Origin of the sequence: Campylobacter concisus (genome assembly GCF_902460715.1) — a bacterium.
Lineage (GTDB): Bacteria > Campylobacterota > Campylobacteria > Campylobacterales > Campylobacteraceae > Campylobacter_A > Campylobacter_A concisus_AK.
Genome location: NZ_CABPUX010000003.1, coordinates 30,870 through 47,684 on the forward strand (window position 1 = coordinate 30,870; position 16,815 = coordinate 47,684).

Annotated in this window: 20 protein-coding genes; all 20 read left to right on the plus strand. The window is 30.2% G+C overall.

The features are described 5' to 3' along the window. Positions 1-598: hypothetical protein (locus F3G91_RS08925; protein WP_223227861.1), on the plus strand; the 598-nt coding region annotated here is incomplete at its 5' end. A 1-nt stretch (position 599) separates the two neighbouring features. Further along, entirely contained in the window at positions 600-1,142 is a 543-nt protein-coding gene (locus tag F3G91_RS08930; RefSeq protein WP_149701348.1) for a hypothetical protein, read from the plus strand. Between the two features lie 339 nt (positions 1,143-1,481). Next, entirely contained in the window at positions 1,482-1,886 is a 405-nt protein-coding gene (locus tag F3G91_RS08935; protein WP_149701349.1) for a hypothetical protein, read from the plus strand. A gap of 29 nt (positions 1,887-1,915) precedes the next feature. Further along, positions 1,916-2,212: a hypothetical protein gene (locus tag F3G91_RS08940; RefSeq protein ID WP_223227862.1), complete on the plus strand. Its 297-nt coding sequence runs from the start codon at positions 1,916-1,918 to the stop codon at positions 2,210-2,212. 582 nt (positions 2,213-2,794) lie between these two features. Then, a complete protein-coding gene (locus F3G91_RS10525; RefSeq protein ID WP_223227863.1) occupies positions 2,795-3,268 on the plus strand; it encodes a hypothetical protein in 474 nt (157 codons plus the stop codon). A 5-nt stretch (positions 3,269-3,273) separates the two neighbouring features. Further along, a complete protein-coding gene (locus tag F3G91_RS08945; RefSeq protein WP_196779842.1) occupies positions 3,274-3,489 on the plus strand; it encodes a hypothetical protein in 216 nt (71 codons plus the stop codon). Between the two features lies 1 nt (position 3,490). Continuing rightward, positions 3,491-3,808 carry an Imm40 family immunity protein gene (gene imm40, locus F3G91_RS08950; RefSeq protein WP_149701350.1) on the plus strand — a complete coding sequence of 106 codons (318 nt, stop codon included), beginning with the start codon at positions 3,491-3,493 and terminating at the stop codon, positions 3,806-3,808. 54 nt (positions 3,809-3,862) lie between these two features. After that, the gene (locus F3G91_RS08955) at positions 3,863-4,258 is read left to right on the plus strand and encodes a hypothetical protein (RefSeq protein WP_149701351.1); all 396 of its coding nucleotides are present in this window, start codon (positions 3,863-3,865) and stop codon (positions 4,256-4,258) included. Between the two features lie 49 nt (positions 4,259-4,307). Continuing rightward, on the plus strand, positions 4,308-5,135 hold the full coding sequence (locus F3G91_RS08960) for a hypothetical protein (RefSeq protein WP_149701352.1): 828 nt from the start codon (positions 4,308-4,310) through the stop codon (positions 5,133-5,135). A 74-nt stretch (positions 5,136-5,209) separates the two neighbouring features. After that, positions 5,210-5,968, plus strand: a complete 759-nt coding sequence (locus F3G91_RS08965) for a hypothetical protein (protein ID WP_149701353.1) — start codon at positions 5,210-5,212, stop codon at positions 5,966-5,968. Then, on the plus strand, positions 5,959-6,081 hold the full coding sequence (locus F3G91_RS10615) for a hypothetical protein (RefSeq protein WP_257784944.1): 123 nt from the start codon (positions 5,959-5,961) through the stop codon (positions 6,079-6,081). Before F3G91_RS08965 ends, F3G91_RS10615 begins: the two co-directional genes overlap by 10 nt. A gap of 202 nt (positions 6,082-6,283) precedes the next feature. After that, a complete protein-coding gene (locus F3G91_RS08970; protein WP_149701354.1) occupies positions 6,284-10,015 on the plus strand; it encodes a hemagglutinin repeat-containing protein in 3,732 nt (1,243 codons plus the stop codon). Further along, positions 10,012-10,296: a hypothetical protein gene (locus F3G91_RS08975; RefSeq protein ID WP_048809725.1), complete on the plus strand. Its 285-nt coding sequence runs from the start codon at positions 10,012-10,014 to the stop codon at positions 10,294-10,296. Before F3G91_RS08970 ends, F3G91_RS08975 begins: the two co-directional genes overlap by 4 nt. A 124-nt stretch (positions 10,297-10,420) precedes the next feature. Beyond that, positions 10,421-10,705, plus strand: coding sequence for a hypothetical protein (locus tag F3G91_RS08980; protein WP_149701355.1), 285 nt, complete (start codon positions 10,421-10,423; stop codon positions 10,703-10,705). Between the two features lie 589 nt (positions 10,706-11,294). Next, positions 11,295-11,795, plus strand: a complete 501-nt coding sequence (locus F3G91_RS08985; protein ID WP_149701356.1) for a hypothetical protein — start codon at positions 11,295-11,297, stop codon at positions 11,793-11,795. 371 nt (positions 11,796-12,166) lie between these two features. Beyond that, on the plus strand, positions 12,167-12,355 hold the full coding sequence (locus F3G91_RS10315; protein WP_188116828.1) for a hypothetical protein: 189 nt from the start codon (positions 12,167-12,169) through the stop codon (positions 12,353-12,355). 244 nt (positions 12,356-12,599) lie between these two features. Further along, positions 12,600-13,028, plus strand: coding sequence for a hypothetical protein (locus tag F3G91_RS08990; RefSeq protein ID WP_149701357.1), 429 nt, complete (start codon positions 12,600-12,602; stop codon positions 13,026-13,028). Between the two features lie 30 nt (positions 13,029-13,058). Further along, complete coding sequence (locus F3G91_RS08995) at positions 13,059-13,421, plus strand: hypothetical protein (protein WP_149701358.1); 363 nt, start codon at positions 13,059-13,061, stop codon at positions 13,419-13,421. A gap of 709 nt (positions 13,422-14,130) precedes the next feature. Beyond that, complete coding sequence (locus F3G91_RS09000) at positions 14,131-14,424, plus strand: hypothetical protein (RefSeq protein ID WP_149701359.1); 294 nt, start codon at positions 14,131-14,133, stop codon at positions 14,422-14,424. A gap of 1,258 nt (positions 14,425-15,682) precedes the next feature. Next, positions 15,683-16,114: a hypothetical protein gene (locus F3G91_RS09005; protein WP_149701360.1), complete on the plus strand. Its 432-nt coding sequence runs from the start codon at positions 15,683-15,685 to the stop codon at positions 16,112-16,114. The last annotated feature ends 701 nt before the right edge of the window (positions 16,115-16,815 follow it).

Genomic DNA, 16,815 nt, shown 5'->3' on the forward strand with positions numbered 1-16,815 from the left:
TAATACTCTCTTAAGTGCAGATACGCTCATTTATAACGGCTTTATGAAAAGCGAACTAGATACAGTATTGGGTGATTATGAGAGTGTAACTGCAAGAGACTTTGAATTTATAGCTGGACTTACTGGTTCTAGTGCCACTACAAACAAAGTTGGAAAAGCAGCTTGGGATAGGTTTAGTAAAAAGCCTAGTGAGGTAACTAGTGATGTTACTAAAATAGATAATCCAGCTTCTAACACAAATATAAAACACAATGGAAATAGTGGCAATGATGGGGTTAGGGGAATTGAAACATATAAAAGAGTTAATAAAAATGTGGATTTAATAAAAGATATAATAGAAAATGCAAATATACAATCTTATACACATAAACAAATTATAAGGACTCTTGAGGATGGAACGCAAATTATAATTAGGAAAGATTTTGGAGAAAATGCACATAACCTAGGGAAACCATTTAATGAAAAAATGGATCATTATAACTTGGAAATTCAAGTTCCTTTTAAAAAAGGATATAAAACAATAGAAAACATACATATTATTCCAACAGAAAAAGGGTATATTTGGTATGGTAAAGATAAAATAATAAAAGGTGAATAAAATGTCAGAACTTTTAATAAATAAAATTCCAACCGATGAAAACATGGTTACGATTGATGATGATCTAATTTTAGATAAAAAACATTTTTTATCTGTTAGTTTAAATAAAAAAGACAAATCTGCTTTTTTTTGTTTTAGTACTGATTTAGCTTTATTTTATTTTGCAAAAAATTTATTATATCATGCTCTTGATAAAGATTTTGTACCATTTTTAGAATTTATACCCAATTTAAATAATGATATTGTTAATGGGGTTAGATTGGCAAGTAAAAGTTGTAAATTTTTAATCGATATAGAAGATAGTTCTCAAATTTTAAATATACAAAATCAATATATAGAAATAGATAAATCATTATTTAAAGAAAAAGTTAATATTTTTTTTAAAAATAACTATGAAGAAAATTTTGTATTTCTATCCTTTAGTGATAAAGCAAAGTTATTAAATTTTGCAAATTTTTTGCTTAGTTTGGCAAAATATGGGACAATTAAAAAATATGAAATGATAGATAAAGAAAATAATAAAATGACGATACTTGTAGGGTGAGTATCCTCCTCTATCACAATGGTTGGTAAGGGATTAAAAATGATAAAAATTTTGTAGACAATGATGATCGCACTATGTTACTATCAAACAATCAAACAAGAGAGATGTGTAAAAAATATAAATTCATCTAATTCGTAATTTGCAATAAGAATAATGCCCGGAAAATCAAATAGTCAATATATAGCACAAGCAGCATGATTATATAAAGATAAAAACTGATAAAGGCTTTTATGATAAAAATGGCAATATAATAAAAAGCGACAAACCGTCGGCATCTTTTGAAAGTCATGTAGATTTGGAAAATTTTGACTTAAATATACTTAATAAGATTATGTAACAATGAATATGGCAGATTTAAATATTGAGAAAAAATTTTTACCATGGATTTATTATTGGATAAAAGAAGCTTCTGATATAAAACAACAAAAAATGCATTGGCTAAATGAGGACAATATTGATGGCGGAGTATCGTCTTATGTTGAATTGATGTGCTCGCTTTTTGATGATTTAAATTTTGATGACTTTGTGGAAAATACAGTATCCACTTTAGGTTTTTCAGATGAACTTATAAATTCATTGCATGGTTTTAGAGATGAACTAAGAAATTATATTGCAGAAGATGATAATGATGATGAAGCGATTATTAAAGACCCAAATTGGCAGATCGTCGTTAAAAAAGCACAAAATGTCATAGTTGCTTGGAATAAATATAAGCAAGTGTCTAAAAATAACCAAAATTTATAATAGCAACTTTACAAAAGGAAGTGATTATTTTGATAGACAAAAATAAATTTTATTGTAGAATTTGTGGATTAGAGCAGCTAGAGGCACCCTGGGGTGATGATGACAAAACTGCTAATTTTGAAATTTGTGGCTGTTGTGGTTGTGAATTTGGTTGCAATGATTACAATATAGATGTTATTAGAGAATATAGAAAACAATGGCTGAGTGGTAAATTGAAATGGCAAAACAATGTATCATATTTTAATAGTTGGTTTCATTCTAGTATTAAGCCTAATAATTGGTCGCTAGAAAAACAATTAAAACAAATTCCAAAGAAATTTTTGTGAGAATAATAATTGATTTTATAGATAAAAAATAGTTTCGTAAGGTGAGTATATTTGCCCGCTACAATGGTTGGTAAAGGATTAAAAATGATTAAATTTAATAAATATATAAAAATTCGGCAGGCAAAATGACCACCCTACGACACTACCTTCTTCAATACGACCCAATTGGAATTAAATTATGAAAAAAATATTTAACTATAAATGAAGCGTGTGCTTATGCATATAAGTTTTTAAGTGGTCTATATTTTCAAAATTTAGATGGTTTTTTAGTAGTATATCGCCAGAAATTTGGGTAGTATAAAATTTGATAGTATTTATATCATCTATGAGCTAAAAAATTAGTAAATAAAATTTTATTTGCTAAAAAATGTTTTAGGCAATGGATAGCGGAATATAAAAACGACTAAATTTATAAATTTCATTTGTGCATTTACCATTTTTATTATAACCGGATGTGGTATTTCTCTAAATTTAAATGATACTAATGTCGATAAAGGAGCAAACACAGGATATAAAATAACTACAAGTGCAGATACTTATAATAGACAGCTTCATCAAAGAGAGATAGACTTTATAAACTCTATGGCAGATGATTATGCTACTAAAAACAATATCTCTAAAGAGCAGGCTGTTAAAATCTTATATACTGCTGCTAGCGTGCTAGTAGATAAAGGTTCATATAATGATTTTACTTCAAAAGAGAAATTTGAAGTAAGAGATGAAAATGATGAAATAAGTATAATAAACTACAATGAGAAATTTTATAAATTTAATCAAGGAGATATAAATAACGCTAAAGCATATCTACTAGTAAATTCTAAAGGAAAATCTTTTAGAGATATATATAAAGAGGAATTTGCTAAGCAAAATTACTTTACTGCTACAAAAGAGCAGTATAATAACAGCGGTTATACGCCGGATAAGAGTATGGGGCTAGAGGATGGGAGCTTATCATTCTTGCCAGCGCCTATTTTTTTAAAAAGTGTATTTGGCCTTTTTAAAAATACTGCGCTAAAAAACCCATTAGAAAATATAAGTTATACAAAAAAGTTTTGACCCAAATGTCAAATAAAAGTGATTACTTTCATTCGTTTCCAAATGCAGTAGATGCTTTTGCTAAATATGGCAAAAAATCGGAAATTATCGGTAATGATGGGATTAAGAGAGTAAAGATTGAAATTCAAGGTAGCTACAAAAATCACGATGGAGTGTTTGAGTATATAATAGAGCCTGATAATACAGTTAATCATAGATTTTTTAAAATAAAGGAAAAATAGTATGAATTTAATAAATAATGTGATAAAAATAGAGGAATTCTTTTTTAGCAATATATGTGAAATTGCTTACGACTACGAAAATGCTATAAAGAAGATCGCGGTATTGAAAGCCAAGGGGCAAGTTATTGTCGGTGGCGATGTAATAAAGTATGACGGGCAAGCAGCTGAATATACTTATGATAATTGGAGCTTTAATTCTGAAGAATATACATATGATCTACATGAGTATTCTGCTAAAAAAGCAATTGATTACATAGAAAAATATCATAATATAGATAAAGACTGCTTTTATACTATATATACATCTGGTATGTTGTAGAAAATAATGTTGCTGAGTTTATAAATCATATACAGTAAAAGCAAGGATAAATAGATGTTTAACCGCATAGGTGGCTTTTTTATAGGATTTATGTGCTTTCTTTACTGCATCTCTATGCTAGCCAACAAAAATGTAAAAGTTGGTGAGAAGTTTTTTAAATTTGACGATACTGGTTATTTATACTTGCTACCAGCATTTGGATTTTTGGTGCTAAGCATTTATGGTTTTTGCATGGCTTTTAGAAAAGAACCGCCAGTCGTGCAAAGGCTAGAGGGTATGTGGTGTCCTGACTGCATGAAATTTTATAATATAGGTGAAACTACATGTGAAAAGTGCGGACAAGAGCTACTAAAATGCTATAACACGCACTATGAAACAAGGCCAAAACCAAAGACCGAGCCGCTGTTTAGATCAAAGCCTAGAAATAAAAAGCGAAAGCTAAAGAGATAGGAAAGCAATAGCGATCGAGAGGATGTTATAGTAAAGCGAAAGAGAATAGATGAAATTTAGAAATTTTATATTATTTATAATCACTCCGTTTGATGTATTGGTTGCTACTTTAAAACCGCAACTTACGAAATGTTTATTTATTATCTTATTTTTGTCGGGATGCGGTATTGTTACGAGTGTAGATGATGACAATAAAGAATCTAAAATTTTGAGTGTAGATCAAAGAATATCTACTAAAGAGGGATTGCTCTCTTTGATGGCACCTATACATAAGGATATAGGCGTTTTTTATGGAGTATATAAAGTAGAGGAAGGCATGGCGTTGACTTGGGCTGTAAAAAATATGATGGCTTCAAAGCTTATTATTTCGACAGAAGCTTATCCTGGACATACTTTTGAATCTGCAAAATATCTCAATCCAAAAAATCTTAAAATTTTTGAAGAAGAGACAAAAACTAAAGAGAGTTTTTACAATACTACTACTAGTGCTATATATAAAAAAGCATATCTTGATTATATAGATGGAGTTAAATGCAGGACATTTGTCCATGCGGATTTGAGACAGATTTATCAAAATGTAATTGATGGTGAAAAGACATATACGCAATACTATGATACATATTGTTCATTTTATCAACCAAAAAACATTAAAAAACCAACAAATATGGTTAGACTACAATATGAATATAGTTTTAATCGCAAATCAAAAGCTTTTACAGATAGCAACAAAACAGAGCAGGAAGTCTTAAATGATATACACAATATATTTAGGCAAGACATACAAGCAATATTTTCTACCATAAAGCTTGGCATGGACAGAGAGAAGATGAGAAAAGAAGGGCTTTTGTTTGATAAACCATATAGGGTTCAGTTTTAGATAAAATTACAACTGCAAACTATATGCAAAGAATTTGATAAAAATAGTGGCCATACATAAAGGAGTGTAGTAAGGTGAAGATACCAATAATTTCATTATTAATAGCTTTTATAACAGGATGTAGTTTTGATAATACATATAAAAGTGATATATATGATCGCGACTATATAAAAATGGATGCAAACACTACACTTTATAGCTCAAATAAAACATTTTCAGTAAAGGCGCCGATAAATAGAGGTGTCTTATTTGAGGGTTTAGACAAATATGATGATTTTACAGTGTTGCAGCGCCGTATCATCGGGGAGATAGTTGAGATATTTTATCTTGAAATAGATAAGATAGATACATTCGATGGGGAAAAGTATCTTGATTTGGAAAATATAAATTCTTTTGAGCTAAATACTAATAATCCAAATGTAAAATATAAAAATGAAACATTTGGACAGTATTATGATAGGGCTTTTGTCAATATCATAGATGGTATAAAATGTAGAAGCTTTCCCAAAGAACTAAATAAAAAATATAATCATCAAAACAAGGGTGATGGCATAATTCAGACGCAAGAGTATGAGACATATTGTAGCTTTTATGGTGCCAATGGTGTGCCAAAGGTGCTTCGTATAAGATCTGAGTATAGTTTTAACTTATCAAGTGAGGTATTTAAAAAAAGCACCCTCTCAGAAAAAGAAAAGTTAAATAAAATAACAAGACAATTTAGGCAAGATACGGAAGAAATTTTTTCGAATATAAAAATCAATATGGATAGACAAAAGATGCGTCAGCATGGGTTATTATTTAATACAAAATCAAAGGAGATAAAATGGAAATAAAAAAATTAATCATGTTTGCTTTGTTGGCATTTGTTTTTACGGCTTGCGCTGAAAAAGAATATATATGTCAAGACCATGAAAAAGATGGCGCAGTGTGTGGCTATAGACCATAATTGCCATATTTATAACATGCTTGACAGTATGAAAGATCTTTATATTACTAAATAAACAAGATAAAACCAGCAAATCTTTATTTGCATAGAAAGCTAGTCGAAAGCGTCTACTAGGCTATCTAAACGACTTAAAGGGAATAAATAGATAACAATGACGCTTGTTTTCATGGATAGGATTTAAGATTAAAAGTGGATTCATGAAATGCTAAGATATGATTCCACCTCCACTTTAAAAGAGGCAACTGGCACACTTTCTATCACTGCCCAAAACGAATACGTAGAGGTGGCTCCAGCCAGTCTTGCTTTGATAGAAGCTATAAAGCAGCTTAAAAAGGTAAAAAAAGAGTATGATAGCTATAAACACACTAGAGATGATCTAAAAGATAAACTACATGAGCTAAAGCAAGCCTATAAAAGTAAAACTCCTGGCATAGATGGCTCAGATATAGAAGATCTATCAGATATCCTTGAAAATGTTAATGACGAAGAGAGGTACTATAAGGCAAATATAGCTTTAGCTATGGCAAACGTAGAAGCTAAGAGCCTAGCACTTATAGCTCAAGTAGCAGCAGCTGCAAAGGCAGCATCTAACTGGTATACATTTGGTTTTAGTGTAGGAGTAGCCGCTAGTGTAAATGGTCATAAATCAAAATCAAACTCAAATGAAGTTATCTCTAATCCATCAAATTTAAGCGCAAATAACATCAAGATACAAACTCCAAATGATACAACTATCACTGGTTCAAATTTAAGCGCTAATAATCTAATAGATATAAACACAAACAACTTAAATATAAACTCTAGCAAAAACACCTATACATCAGAAAGTAAAGACAAAAGCATAGGTGGAACCATGAGATATACTATGTATGGCGGTGGCGGCGGAAGTGCTGGTCTAAACTATTCTACTAGTAGTAGTGACACAGAGAGCCTAACAAACAACAACTCTCATCTTTACTCAGCTAAAGATATGAATATAAACACAGCTAATGACGCAACCATCAAAGGAGCAAATTTAAGAGCTGATGAGAGATTAAATTTAAAAGTAGGAAATAACCTAAGCTTAGAGAGTGTAAGAGACAAATACGCATACAACGAAAGAGGATATAGTGTAGGTGTTGGCATAGGATTTAGTAGTGATAAATCACCAAACTCAAGCTTTGCTAATCCATCTAGCACAAAAGCAACTAGCACCAATGCAAATTTCTCTAGATCAAGCTCAAATATTATAACTAAACAAACCATTCTCTCATCTATAACAGCAAATGAGCTAAATGTAGAGGTAGGTAAAAACACTCATCTAAAAGGATCACTTCTAGCAGCAGGAGAGTATGATAAAGATAATACCTTTATAGATAACCACAACCTAAATTTAAAGACAAATACCCTAAGCTATGAAAACCTATCAAATACAAGCTATGCCAAGGGAACAAACTTTAGTATAGGAGCTAACTATATCCTAGAAGATAAAAACAATAAAGATAGCAAATCAAATAACAATCAAGAAGATAAATTTACAGGTCTTAAATCAATAGATATATCTAACCATAGAAATTTAAGCTACAGCTTATCTAAAAACCTAGCAACTCTAGGTAGTGGTAACATAGAGATAGCAGATAAAGAGAACTCTGATGATCTAACAAGACTAAATAGAGATACAACTAAACTAACAAAAGATCTAGTAAATACTAGCATAAGCTCAAATGTAGATGGTAGTATGGATTTAAGAGTGCTAACTAAGAGTGGACAAAAGGATATCAAAGATGAGTTTAATACAGCTACTGCTATAACAAAAGCACTAAATGCCATTATGGAAACAGGCGAGTTTAATTTTAACAGTGAAGTAAAAGAAAATGTTGCACAGTATGAAGCTGGAAAACTATTAGGCAAAGAACTTGCTCAAAAACTAATAGATGATAGTGTCACCATAGAAGAAAAGGAGGCCTTGGGAAATAAATTTATAGAGCTATTTGCAAGTATGTCAGGTCTTGACCTTAATGGCATATCTTTAAGAATAATTGATGATAAATTTGCAAAGGGAAAAGACGATGAAAAATTCCTTGGGCATTTCAATAGTGGATCAATAATACTAAATTTAGCTCACATTAAAAATGTTGATCAGTTTGTGAGCACTCTAGGACATGAGTTAAAACATGCCATAGACTATAAAGCTGGCAAATTTATACCAGGAGATAGTAAGCAAGATAGATATGCAAAACTAAAAGAAGATAGTTTTAGTGACTATCTAAGCAAAGCTCTAAATTTACAAGATAGTGGCATCAATGCCAAAGATGCAGCGATAAACTATATTAAAAATCAAAGTAGCTTAAATACTCTACTCTTAAATTCTTATATGTTTAATGGACTAGATAAGAGTAAGGGGGATAATAGACAATTTAGTCAGCCAGAAATAGACTGGCTAAAGGCTAATGGCAATAATTTCGCCAACTTCATTAGAGAGAGAACAGGTATAGACATTTCTCAAGATGAAGCCATTTCAAGACTTTCAGTGCAAGCACTAAAACAAAGTGATAATGTTTGGTCTTTGATGTTTAATAAAGATGATGCTTTAGCAAAAGAGTTTTTGGCAAAACCTGACAACAAAGAGGGTCTATTTGTTGTTGATAAATTTGACAATAGAAATAATAGATTAAATTTAGATGTAGCTATTAATAATATAGATTTTTACAATAAATATATTCATCCAAATATAGACTCTTTGCCACTAGAAACAGTTAAAAATAGTATATTAAACTTGGCATCTAATGCAGATAAAATACCAAGTAACTTGCAAAACTGGTATAAAGATCAGACTTTTACCGCCTCTAGCTTGCGTGACGGTGCTGTATCTTTGGCAAAAGATATAGCCGTAAACGGAGTAAGTGGCGTAAGAAATATGTACTATAATATATTTAACAACGATAAAAAGATTTTAGAAAAAGTTTATGACTATAATGGCATAAGCGATGATATAGCATTAATATCAGGATTTGATACATCTAGTTTGACTGGTGTAGCAGCAATAGGCAAAGGAGCGGGCGTTGGTCTTGGAAAAGGTGCTGTTGGTTTAGGCAAGTTAGCAAAAGATGGAGTGGTTGCGGTAGGTAAAGCTAGTGTAAATGGAGCTTCTAAAATCGCTAATCAAATAGAAACAAACGCTTTAAATAAAATAACACAGAATTTGCCAAAAAATGCTATGTATAATAAAACAAATGGAATTATTTCAATAGAAAATAAAAATTTCATTCAAGTAGGAACTGACACTTTGACAAATTCGCCTATATTGCGAGAAATAGGATACAATAAAGGAAGCTATGCTCTAAAAGGAAATCACTATGTATCTACAGCAGATGGACTATATATGATAGGAAAAAATGCTCTACAAAGAACTGGAACAAAAGTTATTACAAATTCAAATTTAGCTGAATTTATGAAACCAGGGGTAAATCCTATAAAGGATATTAAATTCTATGATATCTCAAAAACCCCAGGTATAGTAGCAGGTACCACTATAGGTGGAGGCATAGATCTTGGATCACAATATATAAATAATGGCTATAGCTTTAAAAATCTTGACTACACCGAAATAATAATAAATGCATTAGGTGGTGCTTATGGCGGAGCTGCTAGTGGTTTATTCTCAGCAATAGGTAGAGGCGCCTTTGTTAACTCATCTACTGAGCTGTATTCTCAGCTTAAAGATAGATCAAAAGATGTAGACGCAGAGAGAGTGGTCGGAAAAGGTTTTGCTGGTGGATTTTATGGACTGTTTGGTAGCATTGCGGGAGCAGGCGGTAAAACCATAAAAGTTGGCGATGGAGATTTGCAGACTGAGGCAGAAGCTGGGGCAAGTATATTTACCGGAATAGTACAGGCAGTAGCCGATAGTATGAATAGTAAAGATAATAAAAATAACAAAGACGATAAAAAATGAAAAACGGTTTTCTTAAATTTTTAGTAATAATTGCTGTTGTGGCATTTTTACTTATTTGCTTAAGAATATTAGTTTACTTCTTTGGAGAACACTATATTGATGCTATGGCTGTGTTGCTAATATTTGCCAATGTATGTTTTATGATAAAAAATGGTATAAAAAAGAGCGATTTTAAAAAAGAATATATACAAAAAATGGAAATAAAAAGAGGCGGTATTGCTTTAATTCACTCTTTTTTAGTATTCATTTTTTGGCTTGGCTATACTATGACAAAACCATAAAAGTTGGTGATAAGGATTTGCAGACTGCAGCTGAAGTAGGAGCAAATTTTCTTACTACAACCGGACAAGCTATTGCAGATAGTGTAGAAAGCAAAAAAGATAAAGCAAAAAAAGCAGATAATCAATGAAGAAGAATTGGATTGTATTTTTTGGATCAATAGCATTTTTTATAGTAGGTGCTATTTGCATAGTAATCCTAAAACTTCTTTTTGGAGAACACTACGGTGATGTTATTTTTGCTGGGATAATCTTAACAAATATATATTACATAATTAAAAACGGCATAAAAAAGAGTGACTTTCAGAAAAAGAATTTTAAAACAATGGACGTCACAATAGGTGGTGTCTCTTTGATACAAGCTATATTTGTATTTATAATGTGGGTTGGTTACAATGCAACAAGAGGATAAACATAAAAGTCGGTATAGTATTAGTTGCTACATGAACAGGTCAAGCAGTAGCCGATAGTATGAATAGTAAAGACGATAAAAATAACAAAAACGATAAAAAATGAAAAATAATTTGTTAATGCTTTTAAAAGTTTGGCTACTGCTATTTTTTGTGTATCTTATTTTTAGGATATTTATTTATTTTTTTGGTGAACAAAGGCTGTATATGTTGATTTTGTGCCCTATTTTGTTTAACGGATATTACGTGATAAAAAATGGCATTAAAAGAAGTGACATAACTTTGTATAAAATAAAAAACGATCAAGTAAAAAATAATGGATTTGTAGCATTTGTATGGCTTGTTTTTTGTACTTTTGTATTGGTATTTTGGATAGTTGTCAAGTGAAATAAGTCAAATGATTTTTGTACTAGCATGGAATTTGGCAATATTCGCAGTGATTATTAATGTAGCCTTTAATTTATTTTCTGCTGTTTTTGCCGGATATTTAGCGCTTTGTATAGCAAAAAATAAAATAAAAAAATGACATCACCTTAAACAAACTACGATTTTCGTAATGTAATAAAGATAATACTGTTGGTGGTAATAGTAATGAATGAGTTTTTTAGTGCTTTCTGGCGAGAGTTGCAATATAAAATTGTAGATTTGATCGTATATTTGGCTAATCAGTACCCAATTGTAGCTTGGACTATCTTATATTTTATTGGTTTACCAGCGTTGTATTTTAGTTTCAAGTTTATTTGTTATAGCTTTATAATTTATAGCAAAACTGGAAATATAAAAATGTTAAAAACAAATATTTTACTTTTAATTTCTATTATTATTGTTTTTTACTTTCTCATTAAATTTACAATTTATAAATCAGATGGCTATTTAATCTATTTGTGTATTTTTTCATGGATTTCTGCTATTGGTATGATTATTTGGGCTTTGCGGCCTGAAAAAATTATACCAAAAGAGCCACAGCACAGAAAACCCAAAAAACAAAAGAAGCAAAAAGTCAAATTTGAAAAAAACAAGAATTCGCTTAATTTTACAAATGTAAAGTTAAAGAACAAACAATGTGGTGGCGGTGATGATACGGTGACATAATTCATTAACTAAAAACTATATAATAAGACCGACCGGGGTAATAAAAAAAGAAAAGGTGCTTGTCGGAAATCATTATGAAATTATGCAAGATGGACTTTTGGCTGTTGGGAAAAACGCATTGCAACGATCAGGTATAAAAACTATTTCGAAATAAGAATTTAAAAATTTATTAAAATATACCAATAAATCAACGAGTTCTATTTCAAGTATTTATTGCAGTGGAATTAGTTTTGTATTGAAATAATGTTATACCTGAATTTGCTGAAAGATATTTATATGGAATTCTAAATTATATTGGTGGCATAGGTGTCATATATAGTTATAATAAGTTAAACAAATATATGAGAAATTTGTAAATTGGACTAAACCAAATGATTAAAGGAAAGGAATTACTCGCAGTAGTTATGATTATTGCTGGATTTAAAGTGTTGTTTGTTAAGCAATTTTGGTCGCAAGGGGCTTTTCATGATTTTTCAAATCCATTATTATACATACCAATAAGCGGCTTTTTGATTATTGGTGGGTGTTTATTAATGTTGAATAAAAGAAATGAAAAATGACTATCTCAAAGCAGGAATTTAAGAAAACTAGCGATTTTAGCATGATAAATTATGCGCGATGAGGAGAAGATTTTATTACAAGTTATGCCCCGACCGGGATAACAGAAGCTACTTGGGCTGGCATTGGTGGCTGGATTGCTTCTGACCCAAGAGAACAGATAAAAGATACTTATTATTTTTTTAAAAAAGGCATAATAAATACTATAAATTCAATACAAGAAATTAATACAAAAGAGAGAAAGTAGTGGATAGAATTTTTGCTTTTTTTGTGGGTGTTATGTGTTTTTTACATGTGTTTAGTCTGCTTGTTAATCAAAGCGTAAAGATAGGTGAAAAATTTATTGATTTTAGAAATATGGGGGATTGGTATCTTCTATCAGTACTTGCATTTTTTATTTTAGGCTGTATTGGATTTTATTTTGCCTTGCGTTCCACAAAAAACATCAAAAAATACTCAGAGTATTTAGTATGTCTTAAATGTAAAACTACTTGGTGGTTTGGGCATTTACGTGATAAAAGTAAATGCAATTTTTGTGGTGGCGAGGTGATGGATGCAAGTAAATATGGTGACTATACAAGAAAACTAGAATTTTTAGAAAAAAGAAAAAAAGGACCCAAAAGAAGAAGCGTTAGAAATAAACTAAAAAAAGATAAAGGTAACGTTGATGATTGATGTAAATTTACGAGTAAATAGGCTTAGGTCATGATTAAAATAAGGATCGCTATAGCAATATTTTTTACATTGTTATCATATTTAAATTTATATAAACTATTCACAGAAGAAGGCTATAAAGGCGGAAAAGTATATGTAGTATCAACTGCGCAGTCTATAACCATGCAGATAGTTTTAATCATTTTGTTGATCGCATATACGATATATTTGATAAGGCTAAATTCTAAAATACCAGAATTTACAAAGTGTCCAAAGTGTAAAAATAGTTATAATTACGCTGATACTAAAAATGGCAAATGCCCTAAATGTAATGTTGAAACAATAGAAGTTGAAAAATATTATAGGCACTTTCCAGATGAGTTGAAAAATTTAGAAAAAGATAAAATCGGTTAGATATTCTCTTACTTTGGGCAGTATGGACTGGCTTGTGAGGAGTTTATAAAGAGTGGAAAAAATGACAAATGAGAGCTAAGATTTTTTTGATTTTTATATCTATTAGTTCATATATTTATGCTTTTAGTTTTTGGAATTTAATTATATTTCATATCGTGGATTTAAATATTACTTTTCAAATGATGTAGAAAAATTTATATTTTTTGCGTTATTTTTTATATTTGCGAGTTTTTGTCTTTTTGGCATTTTTTATAAAAAGAATCCTAAATGAATAAAATGTCGCAAAAAGATATAAGTGGATTGCCAGTATAGTAAATCAATAGGCAAAATGGAGCAACCTAGGTTAAATTTCAGTGATAGTATGCCAGTAGAAACATTAAGGTGTAAAATTATGAATTACTCTATTCCTTTGAAATATTATATAGTAATATCAATTATTGTAATGTCGATAGAAAGTTTTTTGTGTATCTTTTATGGTAAATATTATTTTCGTGGTTGGCACAATGCCGAAATAGAAGATATTATATTTCATGTAATTGTAACAATATCTTTAATATATTATTATAAAAAAGAATACTGGAAACGATAAATTTACAAATTCTCTTTTTGTGTACCAAAATAAAAAAGAGAAAAATCCAAAAATAAGTTAAATTTGAAAAAATAAAATTTAAAAAAACAAAAACAATAATAACAAATTCAAGGAACAACTATGTTTTATAAATTCTGCTATGGATTTATAGGCTTTGGATTTTTATTTATATCTATTAGGATATTTGCGAACAAAAAATTTGAAAGATTTGCAATAGAACATGATTTTTCTAGTTTGGGTGATACTTATTTTGTTCCAGTTATTATGAGCTTGGCAGCTAGTTTTGCATTTTCTATCTTGCTTTTCGCTTCACAAAAAAATATCAAAAAATGCCCGAGTAATGCAAATTTTCATTTTATAACACCAAAATCCAAAAAGAGAAATCGAAAAAAACAAGAATTTGCTAAAGGTTAAAAATGTAAAATTAAAGGATAAAAGCAAAAGTTGGCAGATTTTGAACTAATTGACAAGGTTTGGAGTAAATCCATTTTTAGCTTACAAAGTGACAGGATAACAAGTGGAACTAGTATCTATTTTTTTAATATCAAATTTAGTGCTTTATTTAATACTATATATAAGTAAGCGATTTATGATAAATTTCATATATAAATTTCTGAGATTTTTATCTACGTTATGTATTGTTATAGGTTTTGCCATACTTATCTATTTTGCTTGCTATATTGTCTATTATCACAACAATTGGTCAGAAATGAGAACTGGAATATTCATGGCTGTGATAGTTGTTTTTTTTATGAATATGATCTGGCCAGCCATTATAGTGATAGATTGGCAAAATAACCCTAAGCACTTTTCTGGCTATTATCAACTCTTTTTGAATATATTTCTGATAGTTACTATTTTTTTGATGGGGGATAACGTTGGCTTTTAATAATATTGGTCTAATTTTCGGATCTATTGCAAGTTTTATATTTTTGATTTTTTGGCTAAAAGAGTCTAAAAACAAGGGTCGAAAATTTATGATTAGATACTTGTTTGTTTTTGTTGGTGCTATAATGATCATCCTGACAAATTTTATAAACATTCCTCAATTTTTTGCATACGACCTAGGTGATAGAAATTTACTCTATATCGCATATGCTTGTTTATGTATTCAGCTCATAGTTGATATTTGCTATGTTATTTGTGCTTTTTTCGTAAAGTTAAATAAATAGATGTATAAATAATATCTAATAAATTTGGCAATGGTGTTTTATGTGATATCTTAAGGAGTGGTTTTGCATGAGTAGTTTTATTAGCAGGACAATTGACATTGGTTTTATGCCAAACGCTCCGTGGCTGTATTGGCTGGTATTTGACACTGTAGGATTACTATTTTTAAAGATGCTGATAGAGGATGTCATTTCAAGTTTATATTATTTCAAATTTAATACAAAGGGTAATATCCAGTCTCTTTTATATATTTTGTTTGACTTGGCGGTTATATTCTTGATAGCTTTTTTATTTTATAGGCTATATTTTAGCGTCACTGGAGTAGAGGGCATCCTGCCTCTGATACGAATTTGTCACTCTTTCTTGTTGTTGTGGTTTGCATTTATACTATTTTTGGGACAATTAGGCATTTGGTAAAATCAAGAAGCAATACTATAAAAGCCAAGCCAAAATTATTTAGAATGTCTCGCTCAAAAAGACGCAAGGAGAATTTGAAAAAATAATGGATAAAGTTTGGAGTGAGCTAATCTTGCAGCTTATGATGGGAGATCACCCATTGCTGCACTGGGTTATTTATAATATCTTTGGCTTGCCGCTTATGTTTTATATATGGAAGGCTACAGCTATACTTTTGCGCAGCAGTATTGTTTTTAATAAAGACAATCTCGTAAAAGATATTACAATGAAGTTATTCTTTGTATTGGTTTCACTATTTCCATTTTACTTACTTATAAAATTTACTTTTACAAAATCAAACGACTATCTTGTTTATCCTTGTATTTTTAGTTATATCTCCACCTTTGTTGTATTCTTGCTGGCTGTCAGACCTGTAAAACAAAAGCCAAGTGAAACCACAGAAGCCAAACCAAAATTCTTTAGAATGCCTCGCTTAAAAAGACGCAGGGAGAATTTAAAGAATAATTTTAGTAAATAGGTATGATAACAAATAAAAATGATAATCAGATCGTCTAACAAATGAACTATTTAGTAGGTTTTATTATTTTCGCCGGAGAGCTGTCTATACTTATAGATCCAGCTCCACCGGTAAATATTTTTGGCGTAGCAATAAATTCATTTAAAATTTAGGCGATATTGCCAAGATGAGAAGTGGTTTAAGGTTTGTATCTGCCGAGTAGTTTGGCCGAAAAAAAGGAAGTTTGATTGGGTAGATTTTGGGATATTTTCATAAATGGCTTAATTGAAATAACAATAAATAGTGGGCCACCACTATTATATTGGGTGTTGTTTGATGTGGTTGGGCTAGCTTCTTTTAGCATTTTTTTGAGCATGATTGTGTTTGATCTGTGTTGTTTTATTAAGCATGGATCTATTGAGTACTTTAATAAAAACACAATAATATCTTCTATTTTTGTGTCTGCCATTTTTGGTGTGTTTTGTTTTTGTATATTAATTATAGCTACGGGACATTGCGATACGTAGCAAATTTTTCACTTTTTCTAGTTGGAGCGGTTTTTGTTTGGACTATCTATAAGGAAGTAAAAGAAATATCAAAAAATTATAACAACATCTCAAAAGCCAAGCCAAAATTTTTTAGAATGTCTCGCTCGAAAAGACGCATGGAAAATTTGAAAAACAATGCTAGAAAGTAGGAAATATGTTTAACCGCATAGGTGT